The 18,755-nt window shown below is 43.5% G+C and carries 11 protein-coding genes; 7 read left to right on the top strand and 4 right to left on the bottom strand.

What is annotated here, in order from left to right; genetic code table 11:
- Window positions 1–26 precede the first annotated feature (26 nt).
- The 7 genes from IDJ75_RS16485 to IDJ75_RS16455 all read left to right on the top strand — a co-directional run bounded on the left by IDJ75_RS16485 (window position 27) and on the right by IDJ75_RS16455 (window position 13,514).
- Window positions 27–164, top strand: coding sequence for a hypothetical protein (locus IDJ75_RS16485; protein WP_191176713.1), 138 nt, complete (start codon window positions 27–29; stop codon window positions 162–164).
- 7 nt (window positions 165–171) lie between these two features.
- Entirely contained in the window at window positions 172–1,677 is a 1,506-nt protein-coding gene (locus tag IDJ75_RS16480; RefSeq protein WP_191176712.1) for an O-antigen ligase family protein, read from the top strand.
- 13 nt (window positions 1,678–1,690) lie between these two features.
- A complete protein-coding gene (locus IDJ75_RS21405) occupies window positions 1,691–2,305 on the top strand; it encodes an acyltransferase (RefSeq protein WP_191176711.1) in 615 nt (204 codons plus the stop codon).
- A gap of 15 nt (window positions 2,306–2,320) precedes the next feature.
- Entirely contained in the window at window positions 2,321–3,667 is a 1,347-nt protein-coding gene (locus IDJ75_RS16470; RefSeq protein ID WP_394368109.1) for a lipopolysaccharide biosynthesis protein, read from the top strand.
- Window positions 3,668–3,687: 20 nt separating this feature from the next.
- Window positions 3,688–4,875, top strand: coding sequence for a glycosyltransferase (locus IDJ75_RS16465; protein WP_191176709.1), 1,188 nt, complete (start codon window positions 3,688–3,690; stop codon window positions 4,873–4,875).
- A gap of 104 nt (window positions 4,876–4,979) precedes the next feature.
- Entirely contained in the window at window positions 4,980–7,610 is a 2,631-nt protein-coding gene (locus tag IDJ75_RS16460; RefSeq protein WP_191176708.1) for a non-ribosomal peptide synthetase, read from the top strand.
- A gap of 288 nt (window positions 7,611–7,898) precedes the next feature.
- The gene (locus IDJ75_RS16455) at window positions 7,899–13,514 is read left to right on the top strand and encodes an alpha-2-macroglobulin family protein (protein ID WP_191176707.1); all 5,616 of its coding nucleotides are present in this window, start codon (window positions 7,899–7,901) and stop codon (window positions 13,512–13,514) included.
- A 206-nt stretch (window positions 13,515–13,720) separates the two neighbouring features.
- On the opposite strand, the gene IDJ75_RS16450 is transcribed toward IDJ75_RS16455, so the two are convergent.
- From IDJ75_RS16450 to purL, 4 genes are all read right to left on the bottom strand, one after another.
- On the bottom strand, window positions 13,721–14,692 hold the full coding sequence (locus tag IDJ75_RS16450; RefSeq protein WP_191176706.1) for a 3-keto-disaccharide hydrolase: 972 nt from the start codon (window positions 14,690–14,692) through the stop codon (window positions 13,721–13,723).
- A gap of 136 nt (window positions 14,693–14,828) precedes the next feature.
- Window positions 14,829–15,950: a TlpA disulfide reductase family protein gene (locus tag IDJ75_RS16445; RefSeq protein WP_191176705.1), complete on the bottom strand. Its 1,122-nt coding sequence runs from the start codon at window positions 15,948–15,950 to the stop codon at window positions 14,829–14,831.
- A 44-nt stretch (window positions 15,951–15,994) separates the two neighbouring features.
- A complete protein-coding gene (gloA2, locus tag IDJ75_RS16440; protein ID WP_191176704.1) occupies window positions 15,995–16,384 on the bottom strand; it encodes an SMU1112c/YaeR family gloxylase I-like metalloprotein in 390 nt (129 codons plus the stop codon).
- Window positions 16,384–18,612 (bottom strand): phosphoribosylformylglycinamidine synthase subunit PurL, encoded by a 2,229-nt coding sequence (gene purL / locus IDJ75_RS16435; protein ID WP_191176703.1) that lies wholly within the window; start codon window positions 18,610–18,612, stop codon window positions 16,384–16,386. Before purL ends, gloA2 begins: the two co-directional genes overlap by 1 nt.
- Between the last annotated feature and the right edge of the window lie 143 nt (window positions 18,613–18,755).

Below are 18,755 nucleotides of genomic sequence, written 5' to 3'. Positions count from 1 at the left end.
TGCTATAAACCTTTTAATTATTTTATATGAGGATAAAACCGGCAGAAAACGAGGATGATGTTTTTAAAGACCTTACCCCTCTTGAACAAAAAACACGTAAAGCTGCAATTGCATTAGCATTTGTTGGTGTATTTTGCTGGGCGGTAAAAATTCTGTTTTTGTAAAACATCCATGCTCAATAACCAGGTACATAAAACCGGCTTTATAGCTAACTTTTTCAGGAAGATACATTCCGGTGAAATTTCTACGCTTAAGCTCATCCTGCTGAGTTTACCTGTTGCATTAGTTATTGCTGTTGGCATTGCCATGGGCGGCATTCTTGCAGCAGGCGGGTTGCTGGCCATTTTTATAGGTATACCGGTAGTATTGGGCATTGTTGCCTATCCCAAATTTGGCATTGCCGTTTTAATGGTGGTGGCCTTCTTTCTGAATTATGTTTCGGAATTTTTACCGCCTGATACCCCTTCGGGTATTATACTGGATGCTATTACCTACCTGCTTATTTTTGGTTTCCTGCTAAAATTAAAATACGATAAAGACTGGAGCTATTTTAAAAACCCTATAAGTTACCTGGTGCTTGCCTGGCTGGCATACAACTTTTTTGAGGTAATAAACCCTGCCTCACCATCAATACTGGCGTGGGTTTATACCGTGCGTACGGTGGGTTTCATCATGCTCATGTACTTTATATTTGTTTATCAGATCCGATCTTTAGCCACTATAAAGTTCTTAGTCAAACTATGGCTTGTACTGGCTTTTTTATCAGCTATTTCGGGTTTCCAGCAGGAAAATTTCGGGCTGTTCCCGTTCGAAAAAGCCTGGTACTACCAGGACCCTTTGCGCTTAAGCTTCCTGTACATTAATGGTCATTTGCGTAAAGTGGCTATCTTCCCTGATCCGGTTACGTTTTCATACAACATGGTTGTGGCAGCTGTTTTGTGCCTGTGCATCATGTTCACCAAAATTAAAACGTACAAAAAAGTTATCCTGGGCCTATCTATACCCTTCTTTTTCCTGGTGATGTTATACTCGGGCACAAGGGGGGCATTCGTTTTGCCTCCCGCGGCTTTAGCCATGCTGGCGGTTATGAATTTTAATAAAAAGATACTTGTAGTAGTTATCGGCGCAGGTATAGTTTTAGGCGGACTAATATTTATGCCTACCTCAAACCAGTTCATTAAACGTTTCCAAACGGCTTTCAGGCCGTCAGACGATGCCTCGTTTAATGTACGTGCCGAAAACCAAAAACGTATTAAACCATATATATTATCGCATCCCATTGGCGGTGGTTTAGGTTCGGTTGGTATATGGGGGCGGCGATTTGCGCCAAACTCATTCCTGGCAAAATTCCCGCCTGATAGCGGTTACGTACGCGTTGCTGTTGAAATGGGCTATATTGGTTTAATATTGTTTTGTACCTTAATGTTTGTAATACTAAAAACAGGTATCAATAATTATTATCTCATTAAAAACCCCGAGCTGAAAATTTATTGTTTGGCGATGGTATTAATCATATTTGTGTTTAATATTGGTAATTATCCGCAGCAGGCATTAGTGCAATATCCGTCGAATATTTTGTTCTATCTTGCATGTGCATTGTTAAACGTAACATTGAGATTGGATAAACAGGAACAACAGGAACTGGCCGAAAAAAAGGCTGCAGAATTAACAGCCTGATAAGAAATTTAGAATGTCATTACTTACTATAGTAAAATCAAATCCGCGTTTAAAAAAGTTTGTACACTGGATGATTGTACAACCGGGCAGGGCTGCGCCAAGGCTTTGGGTAAAGTGGTTTGTTACGCCATTTATACACAAACGCGGCCGGGGTTCGGTTATCCGTTTTTATGCGCGCCTTGATATTTTTCCTTTTAACAATTTCGAGTTGGGCGCATACAGCGTAATAGAAGATTTTGCTGTTATAAACAATGGCGTTGGTGATATTATAATTGGCCACCACACGGGTATCGGCTTAAGCAATATTATGATAGGCCCGGTTACCCTTGGCAACTATGTTACCATGGCGCAGCATGTAGTATTATCGGGCCTTAACCATGGCTTTGAAGATGTAACCATATCTACCCGCTTACAAAAAGTTGTTACTAAACAAATTACCGTTTGCGATGATGTTTGGATAGGTGCCAATGCGGTTATTACCGCCGGTGTAACTATTGGCAAACACTCGGTTATTGGCGCAGGTAGCGTGGTTACCAAAGATATACCTGAATATTGTGTTGCCGTGGGTAACCCTGCCAGGGTTATCAAAAAATATAATTCTGAAACAGGCAACTGGGACAGGGTTTAGCCGTATAACCAATATATGCCCGATTTAAAGAAACTAGTAAACAAGCATACCATATCATTAGCCACCAGTGCGGCTATGCCGGTTATTGGCATGCTGGTACTTTCATTAATGGCGCACAACCTGTCTAAAGCTGAATTTGGTAATTACCTGTTTCTATTAATAACTATACTACTTGCTGATACTTTCCGGAATGGTTTTGTACAAACTCCCCTAATTAAATTTTATGCAGGTACAAATAGAAAAACTTCGATAGAAGTCGCGGGATCCGCTTGGTACATTGGCCTTGTACAAGCTTTAATATTTGTTGCAATAGATGGCATTGTTTACCTGATTTACCCAAGCAAAAGTCCGGATGTAGAAACCACAATACAATGGTTTGGCATTATTTATATAACCACCTTACCTGCAGCAATAGCATCCTACATTTTACAGGCAGAAGAAAAGTTCGGCAGAATGCTTATTCTACAACTCCTTAACCAAGGCATTTTTCTACTTCTGATACTTGGCCTTATATTTACACACAAATTATCTTTTCAAACAGCAGTTTACGCCTATTTTGCAGGTAGCTTGGTAACATCATTATTAACAATATTTAACGGCTGGGCAAAAATTAAGGCAATAAAATACCGCGGTAAAGAAGCGGTCAGCCAATTAGCTCATTTTGGGAAATTTAGTGTAGGCACATCCATAAGTGCATACTTATTACGCAGCTCAGATTCATTTATTATAACTAAGATGTTCAAAGACAAATCGTTTTTGGCTGTTTACTACATCCCCCAGCGTTTAATGGAAGTTTTTGAAATACCTATGCGCGCAGCTGTTTCAACGGCTTTGCCTGAGCTTTCAACTGCCGTTCATAAAGGGAATCTTGAAGAGGTTGCCAATATAATGAAGCGCTATGCGGGGATGTTAACTGTAGTATTTATTCCTATCGCAGTAATCGCCTTTGCTTTAGGAGGCTTTGTTATTGAACTATTATTTGGCAAGCAATACCGAGATACGGAAGCCGTAACAATTTTCAGGCTGTTTATGTGCTACGTAATGTTAATGCCGGTTGATCGCTTTTTTGGTATTACTCTGGATATCCTTAACAAGCCGCGACTCAACATGGCTAAAGTAATACTAATGCTTATTGTAAATGTTATAGGTGATGTTGTTGGCATTGTTATCTTTCATAGCTTATACGCCGTTGCTATAGCTTCGCTTTTTACTTTTTGCGCCGGTGCTATATTTGGCTATTTTACATTAAAAAAACATCTTAAATTTACAATAAGGGATATTTTCAGTATAGGTTATAGGGAGCTAAAAAATATGATTACCCATGTATTAGATAAATCTAAAACAGACAAGGTTGAAGTTTAGTTAATTTAAAAGTAGTGTCAATGGGTTTTATAACATTTCTTCTTTCCATAGTTTTTACCCTGGTATTTATTTACCTTGGCATTTATAGCCTGTACCTGTTTGTGTTTTCTGTTTTAGGTAAGCTGATAAAACAAACGCCCCCTCCTGCTGCAACGGACTACAGCAAATTTGTTATTTATATCTGCGCTTATAAAGAGGATCAGATCATTCTTAATTCGGCCGAGCAAGCGTTAACTATCGACTATCCAAAGGATAAATTTCACGTTTGTGTTATTGCTGATTCCATGCAGCCCGAAACCATCGAAAAATTAAAGGCCATGCCTTTACAGGTGGTTGAGGTAGTATTTGAGAGTAGCACCAAATCAAAAGCCCTGCACGCGGCCATAGCTGCTACACACCAGAACTTTGATGCCGCCGTGGTGTTCGATATCGATAATATTGCCGCCCCCGACTACCTGCACCAGATAAACAACTACCTGCACAACGGCAACCGCGTTATACAAGGCCATCGCGTAGCAAAAAACACCGAAACCCCGGTTGCTATACTTGATGCCATCAGCGAAGAGATCAACAACCATATTTTCCGTAAGGCCCAGCAGGTGTTTAAACTTTCGGCTGCCATTATAGGCTCGGGCATGGTACTGGAGTTTAAGCTTTTTAAAGACACTATGGCGCAGATAGATGCCGTGGGTGGTTTTGATAAAGAAATGGGCTTAGTGCTTACCCGCCAGAAGATCCATGTGGCTTATGCTGATAAAGCTTACATCTACGATGAAAAGGTAAGTAACCCCGAGGTATTCAAAAAACAACGCCGCCGCTGGTTATCCGCGCAGTTTAACCTGCTAAAAACCTATGGGTTGACTGGCTTTAAAGAACTATTTGTACACGGTAACTTTGATTACTTTAATGAGATCTATCAAACGGCCATTTTGCCGCGTATACTTATGCTGGGCTTAATGCCAATGATGCTTTTGATATCATTACTAACACCCGGCATTGGCCCGGACTGGCAAATGTGGCTTACAGCAACTGCACTATGTTATATTGGTATATTAGTTGCAGTACCCGCGGAGTTCTTTAACAGTAAATTACTGGGCGCGGTACTAAAAATTCCGTTAATTTTCTTTACAATGCTGGCACTTCTGTTTAAATTAAAGGGCGCAAACAAAAAATTTATTCATACACCGCATAACCCGGGTACAAACTAATTACGTATGTACACACGGATTGCGGAATTATCAATATAAAAACGGGGAAATAGATACCCATAAACATTATAAGGAATTCATTATAAATGCCGGGTTATTAAAGTATGGAAGTAGTATTAAATAATACAACGGTAGATTATCCAAAAGAAAAATCGCTTCACGGTCTTATCGCCGAAAGTGCTGCAAAGCACCCGGATAAGATAGCACTAAGCTTTCATCATACTGTACTTACCTATACCGAGTTAAATAACACGGCCAACAGGCTTGCACATGAGTTGATCAAAAAAGGTGTAAAAACCGGCGATATTATCGGCCTTGCGCTTGATCGTTCAGCCGAACTGATCATATCCCTGTTGGCTATCCTAAAAACAGGCGCGGCCTACGTACCGCTCGATCCTGAATACCCGAAAGACCGCATAGAATTTATGCTTGATGATTCGGCAGCCACCATATTGCTTACATCACTAAAGTATAAAGGGCACTTTGCATCAAACACCACCGAGGTTTTGATTGAAGAAGCGCTTACTAATGCCACAAATAACAGCAACGATGCACCGGATGTTAAAGTAACCGGGCAAAACCTTGCCTATGTGCTTTACACATCTGGTTCTACAGGTAAACCAAAGGGCGTGCAAATTGCGCATCATAGCTTGGTAAACCTAATGTACAGCCTGCAAAAAGCGCCGGGTATTACATCTGCTGATAAGATGCTTGCCGTAGCTACCATATCCTTTGATATTGCCGGGGTTGATATTTACCTGCCCCTAAGCGCCGGTGCCCAGATCATCCTGGCCGATTCTATTACCGCCAAGGATGGCCGTGCTTTACTGGATATTATCCGTACGCAAAACGTAACCATATTACAGGCTACCCCCTATACCTGGCGCATGATGCTGGAAGTTGGTTGGGACGAACACCTGCCTATAAAAGTATTTTGCGGTGGCGAAGCCATGGGTAAGGATTTAGCCGAAAGGCTGATACCACGCAGTAACGAGGTATGGAACATGTATGGCCCTACCGAAACCACCATCTACTCTATCATTAAACACGTTACCGATGCCAGCGATATTACCATAGGCTGGCCGGTTGACAATACGCAGGTTTACATCCTGGATGAAGAAAAGAATAATCTTACTAACGGCGAGATTGGTGAGATCTTTATCGGCGGTGCTGGTATTGCATGGGGCTACTTAAACCGCCCCGAACTAACTGCCGAACGTTTTATAGATAACCCCTTTACCCCAGGCGAAAAAATTTATCGGACCGGCGATCTGGCCAAACTAAAACCCGATGGCGATATTGTTTACCTTGGCCGGATAGACCACCAGGTAAAAGTGCGTGGCTACCGTATTGAACTTGGCGAGATAGAACATAACCTTGGCAAACAGGAAGGTATTAAACAAGCCGTTGTTATTGCCCGCGAAGATACCCCCGGCATCCCCCGATTGGTTGCTTATATAGTATTAGAATCAGGCGCAACGGGCATCCCCGAAAAAAGCACATTGGATAAATGGGACGCGGCATTATTTGAGGTATTGCCCGAATATATGATGCCCGATGATTACGTGCTGATGGACGTTATCCCCTCAACACCAAATGGTAAAATAGATCGCAAAGCCCTGCCAAAGCCCGATTATAGCCATATTAACCGTTCGGGCGAGTATATTGCCCCGCGCACCAGTAATGAAAAACTAGTGGCCGATATATGGGAAGAAATGATGGGCCTGAACGAGATCAGCATTTTTGATAATTTCTTTCAGCTTGGCGGTCGTTCACTCGTAGCTGTTAAAATAATGGCCCGCTTAGAGCAAGAAACTGGTAAACGCCTGCCCTTAGCCACATTATTTGAATATAGCACCGTTGAAAAATTGGCCGCAAGGTTAGAGATTGATGCCGAAGCCATTACATGGGAGTCGTTAGTTCCTATTAAGCCAAAAGGCAGCAAAATGCCTTTATATATTGTACATGGTGCCGGCCTGAATGTATTGTTGTTTAATGCCCTGGCCATGAACATGGACGAGGAGCAGCCCGTTTACGGGCTACAGGCAAAAGGCCTGAATGGTATAGACGAACCACTGGATGTGATGGAAGAAATTGCTGCCAATTACGTAGACGAGATCATCAACCACGACCCGGTTGGCCCTTACGCAGTTGCCGGTTATTCGCTTGGTGGTTTAATAGCTTACGAAATGGCCAAGCAAATGCTGGCCATGGGCAAGGATGTTAAAATGCTGGCAATGTTTGATACCTACGCCGACCAAACCCAGATATATGACTCGTGGTTGAAGCGTAAACTAACTAATGGATGGTTCTTTATAAAACAACTGGCCTTTACCCCTGTGTTGCTGGTGCAGGACCCCAAACGCACTATAGAATATAAAAGCCGCGAGATCGGTCGCCGCATCCAAAAGATCTATAAGAACATCTTCCCTGATAAGGTGAAGAAGAAAGAAGGCTTCTCGGCATATACAGATGATATCCACGAGAAAAGCCTTGCCGCGCAACGTAACTACCTGTTAACACCGGTAAATATCGCTATCGAACTTTTCCGCGCTAAAAAACACACCTTTTACATGGATGATTTTAAGTTTTTGGGCTGGAAACCATTCGCTCTTAAAGGTGTGAACGTGCATGATATCCCCGGCGAACACAATACCATCTTTGCCCCGCCAAATGATAAGCAATTTGCCAAAGTATTGCAGGAGTGTTTGGATAAGGCTGCAGAAGGGAAATAAATTATATCCGCGCGTCTTACCTTTCCAAAGGAGACGCGAAGTATCGCGTCTCTACGAATACATAATGTAGAGACGCGATACTTCGCGTCTTTAACTATTTATTAGCATAAATGGTGGCGCCATTTCGCCAGTAACTAAAAATACAATATAATGATTATTAATTATTTGCAATAAATCAACGGTGTTCACGGCAGTGAACTTGAACACTTATTCCCGATTAAATAATTTTCTTCTGGATATATAATATCCCAAAAGTTTTATAAATTCATAGCAATTTACCAATCTACCATGAATTACTTCGCCAACCTTTTCCGTTCCAGAAAGGGACAGATCATTGTATCCATATCTCTTATACTGATCGCGCTGGTCATTTTTTTTGCCCGGCAGCATCATCGTAATAATCAGCAAAAAGTTGATGCCGCATTCGGTAAGTATATCGAATCGTACACTACAGGGGTTATTTCCAAGCAAAGCACCATCCGCATAAAACTGGCCGGTGAGGTACAGGTTGCCCATGCGCAAAACGAGCAGTTAAAGGACGGGATCTTTGACTTTTCACCATCCATAAAAGGAAAAGCCTATTGGATAGATGACCGCACAATAGAATTTCGCCCCGAAGCAATTTTAAATCCCGATAAAAAATATGATGCCGATTTTAATCTTGGCAAGATCATTAAGGTAGATGGCGATTTTGAACATTTCAAGTTCGGTTTCCAAACCATTAAACCCGATTTTAGTATCAGTTTTGCCGGTTTGCAAAGCGAGAGCGCTACATCAGGCGAGAAAATGAAACTCATCGGCACCGTGCTTACAGCCGATGGCGAAGACCAGGCCGGTATCGAAAAAATGCTTGCTGTAAATTATGCTACACCCATTAAAGTAAGCTGGCAGCATAACCCGGTAACCCGCTCGCACCAGTTTACCATCACCAAAATAACCCGTACAACAACTGCAAACCCGCTTACTATTAACTGGGATGGTGGCAAGCTCGACATAGATAAAAAAGGCAACCAGGAATTCCGTGTGCCTGCCCTTGGCGAATTTAAAGTACTGGATATAAAAGCCATACAGGATAACGATCAGTATATCTCCGTTCAATTCTCTGACCCAATTCTTATTGGGCAGGAACTTAGCGGCCTTATTGGCATTACCAATGGCGCAAACATGGCCTACACCATTGATGGCAGCATTGTGAAAGTTTACGCGCCCGAACGCCTGCAGGGAAACTTTAGCGTTTTTGTGAACGAGGGTGTTGAAGATATTTACCACCGCAAAATAAAACAGGCCTTTACAGCCAATGTGTTTTTTGAGAACCGCGAACCTGCTGTAACCATCCCCGGTAAAGGTGTCATCCTGCCTGATTCAGGCAAACTGATGATGCCTTTTGAAGCCGTTAACCTAAGTGCTGTGGATGTAAGCATTATTAAAATTTACGAGAATAACGTTCCACAATATTTCCAAAATAATGGTTTCGATGGCGGTTTCGAGTTACGCCACGTGGGTAAACCCATTGTGCAAAAAACTATCCGTTTAGATAGCGATAAAAGCCTCAACCTAACCAAAAAGAATCGCTTTATGCTGGATGTAGACCAGCTAATGCGTGCCGAACCGGGAGCTATTTACCGCGTAATTATTGGTTTCAGAAAAGAGTACTCTTTATACAATTGCAGCGCAGGCAAACTTATTGCCAAAACCAATGATGAAAGCGATTATGAAGAAAATGAATATGGCGGTGATAACATCAGCAAGGTAAATGATGAAGATGATGAGTTTTGGCAGCGTTATGATAATTATTATCCCGAAAATTATAGCTGGCAGGACCGTAACGACCCATGTACCGAATCGTATTTCAGCAAACAGCGCTGGGCTACCCGAAACATCATCGCGTCGAACATTGGCCTGATAGCCAAACGTGGCAACGATAACAACATGACAGTTGCCGTCACCAATATCCTCAGTGCCGAACCCATGAGTGGTGTTGAGCTGGAATTACTGGATTACCAGAAACAGGTGATCTTTAAAACCACATCTGATGGCGACGGTATGGCTACATTCAACCTAAAACGTAAGCCTTATTTATTGGTAGCCAAAAAAGGTAAAGAGCGCGGTTATTTGAAACTGGATGACGGCAGCTCGCTCCCACTATCCCGCTTTAACGTAGGCGGAGAAGAAGTACAGAACGGCCTGAAAGGTTTCATTTACGGTGAACGCGGCGTATGGCGCCCGGGCGATTCGATATTTACAACCTTTATTTTAGAAGATAAATTAAAAACACTTCCGACAGACCATCCCGTTGAATTTGAATTATATAACCCTAACGGCCAGCTTTACAAACGCCTCACGCGTACAAGTTCTGTTGATGGTTTCTATAGCTTTCACGTAGCTACAGAAACCTCCTCGCCTACCGGCAACTGGAATGCGCGGATAAAAGTGGGCGGTGCCACTTTCGAAAAGAAGATAAAGGTAGAAACCATTATGCCAAACCGCCTGAAGATGAAACTCGACTTTGGCGGCGCAACCGAACTTACCAAAGGAAGCGGTGCCAATGGTACATTAAGTGCACAATGGCTTTTTGGCGGCGCGGCGCAAAATTTAAAAGCCAAGGTTGATGCCTTCCTGTCATCGCAAAAAACAAGTTTTAAAGGCTATGATGATTATAATTTTGACGACCCTACCCTGGCCTTTAACACCCAAACACAAACTGTTTTTGATGACAAATTAAATGAAAATGGTGTAGCCAGCGTTAGCACCAATATCAACGTTGAAAAACAAGCGCCGGGACAGCTGCGGGCCAACTTTGTAGTAAAAGTATTTGAGCCAGGCGGCAACTTTAGTTTACAGCAGGCCAGTATGCCATACAACGTTTATAATGGCTACGTAGGCATTAAAACACCAAAAGGCAGCAACCTAAGCGGCATGCTGGTGACCGACAAAACCCACGAGATAGAAATAGCCGATGTAGATACAAAAGGCAACCCGTTTGCAGGCAGCCGTAACGTAGAGGTTGAGCTTTACAAGATCCAATGGCGCTGGTGGTGGGATGAGACAGGTAACGAGTTAAGCAACTTTACGCAGGACCGCTACAACAAGCTCATCAAAACCGAAAACGTGCAACTGGTAAACGGTAAAGGTAAATGGGACCTTAAAATTAACCAGGCTGATTGGGGTCGTTACCTGATCCGGATTAAAGACCCGGAAACAGGCCACTCTACCGGTAAAATTATTTACGCCGATTGGCCAAACTGGTCGGAACGGTTGCAAAACACCGACCCTACCGAAGCGGCGATGCTTTCATTTACATCCGACAAGCCAAACTATAAAGTTGGTGAAGAAGCTACGCTTACCATTCCTACAGGTGGCGATGGACGGGCTCTAATAAGCTTTGAAAATGGCAGCAAGGTTTTAAAAACCGTTTGGATAGATACCAAAAAAGGCGAAACCCGCTACAGCTTTAAGGTGGACGAAACTATGGCGCCAAACGTTTTTGTGAACGTTACGTTACTGCAACGCCACGCGCAAACCGTAAACGATTTGCCAATACGTATGTACGGCGCTATCCCGTTGGTGGTTGATAACCCGGAAACAATATTGAAACCGGTGATCAGTATGCCGGATAAAATAAGGCCCGAAACACAATCGTCTATCACCGTATCTGAAGCATCAGGCAAGGAAATGACCTATACCATTGCCATTGTGGATGAAGGCCTGCTGGATATTACCAACTTTAAAACACCTGATCCGCACGAGGCTTTCTACGCCCGTGAAGCTTTAGGCGTAAAAACCTGGGACCTGTTCGACTATGTTATCGGCGCTTTCGGCGGTGGCTTAGAACGCATTCTGAGCATTGGCGGTGACGGTACAAACGGCACAAATAAAAACGTATCAGTTAATCGCTTTAAACCTGTAGTGAAATTCCTGGGGCCATTCCATTTAGATGCAGGCGATAAACAAACCACCAAATTTACCCTGCCGCAATACGTAGGCTCGGTTAAAGCAATGGTTATTGCCGGGCATAATGGCGCCTATGGTTTTGCAGATAAAGCTGTAGCCGTTAAAAAACCACTGATGATACTGGCTACCTTGCCACGTGTACTTGGCCCGTCGGAGAGTATCCAACTACCTGTTACCGTATTCGCAATGGAGAATAATATCAAATCGGTAACGGTACAAGTGCAATCCAACGCGTTCAGCAATTTAGGTGGCAACAATACCAAGACTGTTCAATTTGCCAAACCGGGCGATCAGTTGGTAACCTTCAATCTTAATGTTAAAGATTTTGTTGGTGTTGGCAAGGTGAAGATCATCGCGAAAGCAGGCAGCGAAACCGCTACTTATGATGTGGAACTGAATGTGCGCAACCCTAACCCGCCGGTTACCCGCATATTTGAGAAAGAACTGAAACCTGGCGAATCCTACGCGGCTGCTTATAATGCCATTGGTATTAACGGTACAAATAAAGCTACGCTTGAAGTTGCCAGTATACCGCCGTTAAATTTGGCCAAACGTTTAAATTATCTTATCACCTACCCGCATGGCTGCGTAGAGCAAACTACTTCGTCTGCATTTCCGCAATTGTATCTGGGGCAATTATTTGATCTTACATCACGCCAAAAAGCCGAAACAGAACGCAATATTAAACTCACCATAAACCGGTTGAATGGCTTTAGGGTGCAAGGTGGCGGCTTAAGCTACTGGCCTGATGGTGGTGAAGCTGACGAATGGGGAACCAACTATGCCGGGCATTTTATGCTGGCAGCACAAGCTAAAGGCTATAGCCTGCCATCCGGTTTTATTGACGATTGGAAACGCTATCAGAAACAAAAGGCAGTTAACTGGTCGCCAGACCCGCGCACGAATATCCACGGCTACTATTACTACACCGACCTGGTGCAGGCATACCGCTTATACCTGCTTGCATTAGCCGGTTCGCCTGAGCTTGGTGCCATGAACCGCCTGCGCGAATACCAATACATCAGCACCGAAGCACGCTGGAGACTGGCAGCCGCCTACAAACTGGCTGGCCAGCCCGAAATTGGCTTACGGATGATTGCAGGTCTGCCAACAACCATTAAACCATACAACAGTATGTATGGCACTTATGGCTCTGACCTGCGCGATGAAGCCATGATACTGGAAACCCTTACCCTGCTTGGGCAGCAACAAAAAGCATCGGCCATGGTACGTACTGTTGCGTCAAAGTTATCGCAGGATAGCTGGTACAGCACGCAAACCACGGCTTACTCGTTGGTTGCTATTGCGCAATATTGTGGGGTGAATAAAAGTGGCGGCAAATTATCGTTCGTGTTTCAGTCTGGTAACAATAAGCAGAATGTAAATGCTGCATCGTACCTGTGGCAGCAGGAATTAGCGCCTAATAACGGTAAGGTAACGTTGAAGAACAATGGTACCAATAAACTTTATGTGAGGTTGATACAACAAGGGCAGCCATCATCCGGCCAGGATATTCAAACTTATGTAAACCCGGATATTATGCAAATGCGCGTGGCTTACTTTACGCTTGGCGGCAAGGTTATCGACCCAACATCGCTTAAACAAGGCAGCGATTTTGTAGCGCAGGTAACCATCAAAAACCCCGGTAAACGCGGCCGTTATGATAATTTAGCATTAACCCAGATCTTCCCTTCGGGATGGGAAATTTTGAATAGCCGGATGCTGAATAACGATGAGGCATTTAAATCCTCGCCGTCAGATTACCGTGATATTCGTGATGACAGGGTGAACACCTATTTCAGTTTAGCGGAGGGCAAGGAGGTTACGTATTACGTGATGCTGAACGCTGCCTATGCCGGTAAATATTACCTGCCTGCAGCCTACTGCGAAGCCATGTATAACCATGATATTAACGCGCTGATAAAAGGGCAATGGATTGAGGTGGTGAAGTAGACTTCATAAACCACGCGTCATTGCGAGCGATAGCGTGGCAATCTTCGATAGAAAGTCGGCGACGAGCATGTCGAAGATTGCCACGTCGCTACGCTCCTCGCAATGACGTGAGGAAATAGAAAGGCCTGCTTGATATCAAGCAGGCCTTTCTATTATAGTAGCATTTCCGTCGTCGCTAGTGTTCTCACCAACAACTACTGTATCATTTACTTAGCCGGTGTAATCACAATATTTCTGTAATCTATCGGCCCGTGATCGCCTTGTATCATCAGCGGACCGGGTTCGCCCTCTTTACTATCTATAGCGCCGCCGGTTATACCGGGGATAACCTGGCGGGAGATAACTTCCTGTCCGTTAGCAACAATGGTAACTACACGGCCAACAAGGGTGATGTCGTATGACTGCCATTCGCCTGCATTTTTAGCCATCATTTTGTTTGGCTGCATAAAGCCATATATCGAGCTGAACTGGTTTGCCAAAGGCTCAGGTTCGCCGGTTTTGGTATCGATAACTTGTGTTTCGTAACGACCGCGCAAATAAACACCGCTGTTGCTACCTTTCTCGTATCTGAACTCGATGTGCAATTTAAAGTCTTTAAATTTCTGATCTGTTAACAAATTGGCGCCTGATTTTTTACTGCGCAGAATACCGTTTTCAACTACCCACTGGTTCGGCCTCCCATCGGTATGCCAGCCTTTGGTGTTCTTACCATTAAATAATTTTACCGGTTTACCCCAAACAGGTGCTTTTGTAGGTAACATTACAGGTGCACGTACACCTGTAAAACTGTAGCTTTTACCATCAGTATAAACCATTGTACCTTTTATGTTATCACCGCTTGCCTCAAACTCAAAATCCATATTACGGTCGCCCGGCTCCCATTGCGGGGGGATAGAAAAACTGTATTTACCATTAGCAACTTTCACTTCAGAGATTGGCCTTGCACTACCGAACGCGTAAGTAAAACGACCGATTAGTGTATGTGTACCTGATTTTTGAACTTCTAACCACGAGGGCTGGCTTTTGCCGTCTTTCTCCATTGTAATATCCCATCTGCCTATTACATCGGGGTCTTTTTTCATTTCAGCATGCTGTGCATTGGCGCAAACAGTAAAAAAAAGCGTAGCACATAATACAGCTATCGTTTTAAAACTGCGTGATAATTTTAGTTTCTTCATAATTTGTTATTTAGTGAGTGGTTTAAAACTACAAAACATTTATGAATTATATAATGCATTATCAGTTTGAGCTTGTGGAAGACTAACGAGTTAATCAATAGTTCGACAAGCTCACCTTGATATCAATCAAAACTATTTAGTTACCCAGCAATCCTGCCAGTGTTTGGTGCAGTTCAAGTCCTTTTATATTCTTAGCTACAATTTTACCTGTCGGATCGATAAGCACATTAGCGGGTATGGTAGTTACACCATATAAGTTCTTTACACTCGCGGCAGCATTATAATGGTCTATAGCCTGTGTCCATGGCAGTTTATCCGTTTTAATAGCTTGCAGCCAAGCTAGCCTGCCGCTTTTACTGTCGATGGAAATACTCAGCACTGTAAACTTTTTGCTATTGTATTTTTTAAACGCGGCAACAACATTTGGGTTCTCCTGCCTGCAGGGTAAGCACCATGATGCCCAAAAATCAATCAGCACATATTTGCCTTTAAAATCTGCCAGTTTTACCTTTCTCCCTGTAGCTGTTGTTAGCTCAAAATTGGCTGCCATTACGCCTACCTGCGATTGTTTTGCAGAATTGATAGTTGCTTCCATCGTTTTACCTAACGCACTCGTTTTGTTAGCTACCGACAGGGAATTATAAGCATCAGCAACCAGCGAAAAATCGGCATGGTTTATCATCCTGTCTAAAGTAAGCAGGCTGATGTATGAATCGGGGTGCGATTTGATAAAGGAAAATTTAATAGGCTCCATTTGCTTTAATATGGCGTCGGTTGCAACTTTTATAGGATCAGTAAAAGTAACGTCGGCTTGCTGTTGTGGTGTAAGCGTATCGTACTTATCTGCTATAGCACGATGCTTTTTTGTTAATGGCTTTAGGGCGAGTTCAAGCTCGGTATTATCCTTATTCAGGGGAGTGCCTTCTATAGTAGCATATCTAAGCGAATCTTGCGTTGTTACAGAAATGTTGCCGGGCTGTATATAAAGAGTTACAGCGTCATGTAAAATATCTGCCGTTAGCGGGCTATCATTCCTACAGATATATCCAATGCCAAGGCCGGTTATTGATCCGCTAAATTTAAAATAACCGTTATTTACGATAGTAGAGTCGATGTATAATTTGCCATTTTCTCTATAGGAGAGGTATACCCTATCACCATTTTTAAATGGCTTAACATCACCGGCAATAGTAAATGGCTTTTGCGCAAATGCTAATAGCGGCAGCAAAGTGGCTAATAATAAAAAACATCTTTTCATCGGCATATTATGGCTTTAAGCCATGAAGATAAAAAATAATGGTGTTACTTTTCGTACAACTCAAGCGGCAAGCCGTCGGGGTCCGTAAAAAAGGTGAACCGCTTGCCGGTAAACTCATCTACTCGGATAGGTTCGGTTACTACCTCATATTCATTCAGGTGAAATACGGCTTCTTCCAGGTCATTAACCTCGAAAGCTAAATGGCGCAAGCCAACGGCCTCGGGTTGTGAGGGCCTTGCGGGTGGCCCGGGAAATGAAAAAAGCTCGATCTGGTATAGTCCGTTGACTTCCAGATCGAGCTTATATGATCTTCTTGCTTCGCGATAAACTTCGCGAACTATTGTAAATCCAAGTACTTCGGTATAAAAACGTTTAGAGCGTTCATAATCTGAACAGATGATAGCAATATGATGTATTCTGCTCAGCTTTAGCATTACTCATCGCCTAAAATTACGTGAAGTACGTTATCATGTACCATTTTAATATCGGTGATGTTACCAAATAGCTCTTCATCAATATTGGTATTACCAGAACCGTTAACGGTACCCAATAAGCTAAAATCAATTTCGCTGGTAGCCATCATCTCGATGAAACGCTCGTGATCATCAGGTGCGATACTTACCACTACCCTGCCCTGTGCTTCACCAAAAAGGAAGGCATCTTTACGGATGCTGCTGTCGCTTTCGATATCAAAGCCCAAACCGTTTGGCATAGCCGATTCTACTAAAGCGATATATAAACCACCGTCAGCAACATCATGTGCAGATTGTATAACTTTATGTTTGATCAGTTCTTTGATCACCTGGTGCATCGCATACTCCTCATCTAAGTTAAAATAAGGCGCAGGTGCTTTTAATATTTTGTGGTACGATGCAAGATATTGCGATGATGCGATATCATTTTGTGACGCGCCTATAAGATAGATCAGATCGCCTGGTTGTTTAAAGTCAAGCGTCATCAGGTTGCTGGTATCATCCATTACCCCCAGCATACCAATGGTTGGCGTAGGGAATACCGGGCCTTCATCTGATGATTGGTTGTAAAAACTTACGTTACCACCCGTTACCGGAGTTTCAAATTTTGTACAAGCTTCGCCCATGCCTTTTATAGCGCCAACAAACTGCCAGTAAACCTCGGGTTTATATGGATTACCAAAGTTTAAGCAGTTGGTAATAGCAACAGGTTCGCCGCCTGCGCAGGTAATATTACGTGCAGCTTCGGCAACGGCAATGGCAGTACCCTTTTGCGGGTCGGCATATACATAGCGCGAGTTACAATCGCAGGTTAAAACAATGGCTTTATCAGTTTCTTTAACCGCAACCACAGCCGCATCACTTGGGCGATTGGTGGTCATGGTAGCCGTACCTATCATAGAATCGTACTGGTCAGTAACCCAACGTTTTGATGCCAGGTTAGGGTGACCTATCAGGTGTTCGGCTACTTCAACTAAGTTAGCAGGCTCGGCAACATCTTCAATTTTAAATTTCTGGTTTTCGGCAAAGTAAGCAGGCTCGCGGTATTCGCGCTCATAGATTGGGGCGCCGCCACCTAATACCAGGTCATCAGCAGGTACATCGGCCACTTTAACGCCGTTCATAAAGTACTCTAAACGCTGTGTATCGGTTACTTCACCAATAATAGCACAGTTCAGGTCCCATTTATCAAATACTGCTTCAACCAAAGCTTCTTTACCTTTTTCAACCACGATCAGCATGCGTTCCTGAGATTCAGAAAGCAATATCTCGTATGGTTTCATATTTTCCTGGCGCATCGGTACGCGGTCAAGATGGATGATCATACCATGCTCGCCTTTAGCACTCATTTCAGAGTTTGAGCAGATAATACCTGCCGCGCCCATATCCTGCATGCCAATAACGGCACCTGTTTTGATCACTTCAAGGGTAGCTTCAAGCAATAGTTTCTCCTGGAACGGGTCGCCTACCTGTACAGCCGGCAAATCGTTAACAGAATCTTCGGTGATATCTTTTGATGCGAAAGCCGCGCCGTGGATACCATCTTTACCCGTTGCAGATCCCACAATATAAACCGGGTTGCCCACACCATAAGATGTAGCAGAAACAGTTTCGCCGGCTTTTACAATCCCTGCCGAGAAAGCGTTTACCAATGGGTTAATGTTGTAACACTCGTCAAAGAAAAGCTCGCCGCCAACAGTAGGGATGCCAAAGGCATTACCATAGTGACTGATGCCTTTTACCACGCCCTTTACCAGCCATTTAGTTTTATCGAGGCTAAGGTCGCCAAAGCGCAGGGAGTTCATTTGCGCGATAGGCCTTGCACCCATCGTAAATATATCGCGGTTTATACCGCCTACACCTGTTGCAGCTCCTTGATAAGGCTCAAGCGCTGATGGGTGGTTATGTGATTCTATTTTAAAAGCGCAACCAATGCCGTCGCCAAGGTCAACCAGTCCGGCGTTTTCCTCACCTGCTTTAGCCAGCATACGCGGGCCATCTTTTGGCAGGGTTTTAAGCCAGGTGATAGAGTTTTTATATGAGCAGTGTTCGCTCCACATTACCGCGAATATAGAAAGCTCGGTAAAGTTTGGCACACGGCCTAATATCTCTTGTATGCGTGTAAATTCTTCGGGTAAAAGTCCCAGATCGCGGGCGGTTTCAACGGTGGTTAATTCCTGGTTCTCCAATGTATTATTGTTTAGTTGAAAGGATGCGCAAAATTAGCAAAAAAGGCTAAAAGCCGAAAGATTAAAGCAGAAAGCTTTGGGGAAAGTGGCTGATTGTAAAAAGCCAAAAGCAACAGCTTTGTTAAGCTGGCTTTTGGCTTTGC

Origin of the sequence: Mucilaginibacter rigui (assembly GCF_014773275.1) — a bacterium.
GTDB lineage: Bacteria > Bacteroidota > Bacteroidia > Sphingobacteriales > Sphingobacteriaceae > Mucilaginibacter > Mucilaginibacter rigui_A.
This window is presented reverse-complemented; position numbering and strand designations above follow the sequence as displayed.

Excerpts from the sequence above, each read along its gene's own strand:
- IDJ75_RS16460 (WP_191176708.1), top strand. The coding sequence starts at position 4,980 with ATGGAAGTAGTATTAAATAATACAACGGTAGATTATCCAAAAGAAAAA.
- IDJ75_RS16470 (WP_394368109.1), top strand. The coding sequence starts at position 2,321 with ATGCCCGATTTAAAGAAACTAGTAAACAAGCATACCATATCATTAGCC.
- IDJ75_RS16455 (WP_191176707.1), top strand. The coding sequence starts at position 7,899 with ATGAATTACTTCGCCAACCTTTTCCGTTCCAGAAAGGGACAGATCATT.
- IDJ75_RS16450 (WP_191176706.1), bottom strand. The coding sequence starts at position 14,692 with ATGAAGAAACTAAAATTATCACGCAGTTTTAAAACGATAGCTGTATTA.
- IDJ75_RS16445 (WP_191176705.1), bottom strand. The coding sequence starts at position 15,950 with ATGAAAAGATGTTTTTTATTATTAGCCACTTTGCTGCCGCTATTAGCA.
- IDJ75_RS16480 (WP_191176712.1), top strand. The coding sequence starts at position 172 with ATGCTCAATAACCAGGTACATAAAACCGGCTTTATAGCTAACTTTTTC.
- IDJ75_RS21405 (WP_191176711.1), top strand. The coding sequence starts at position 1,691 with ATGTCATTACTTACTATAGTAAAATCAAATCCGCGTTTAAAAAAGTTT.
- IDJ75_RS16465 (WP_191176709.1), top strand. The coding sequence starts at position 3,688 with ATGGGTTTTATAACATTTCTTCTTTCCATAGTTTTTACCCTGGTATTT.
- gloA2 (WP_191176704.1), bottom strand. The coding sequence starts at position 16,384 with ATGCTAAAGCTGAGCAGAATACATCATATTGCTATCATCTGTTCAGAT.
- IDJ75_RS16485 (WP_191176713.1), top strand. The coding sequence starts at position 27 with ATGAGGATAAAACCGGCAGAAAACGAGGATGATGTTTTTAAAGACCTT.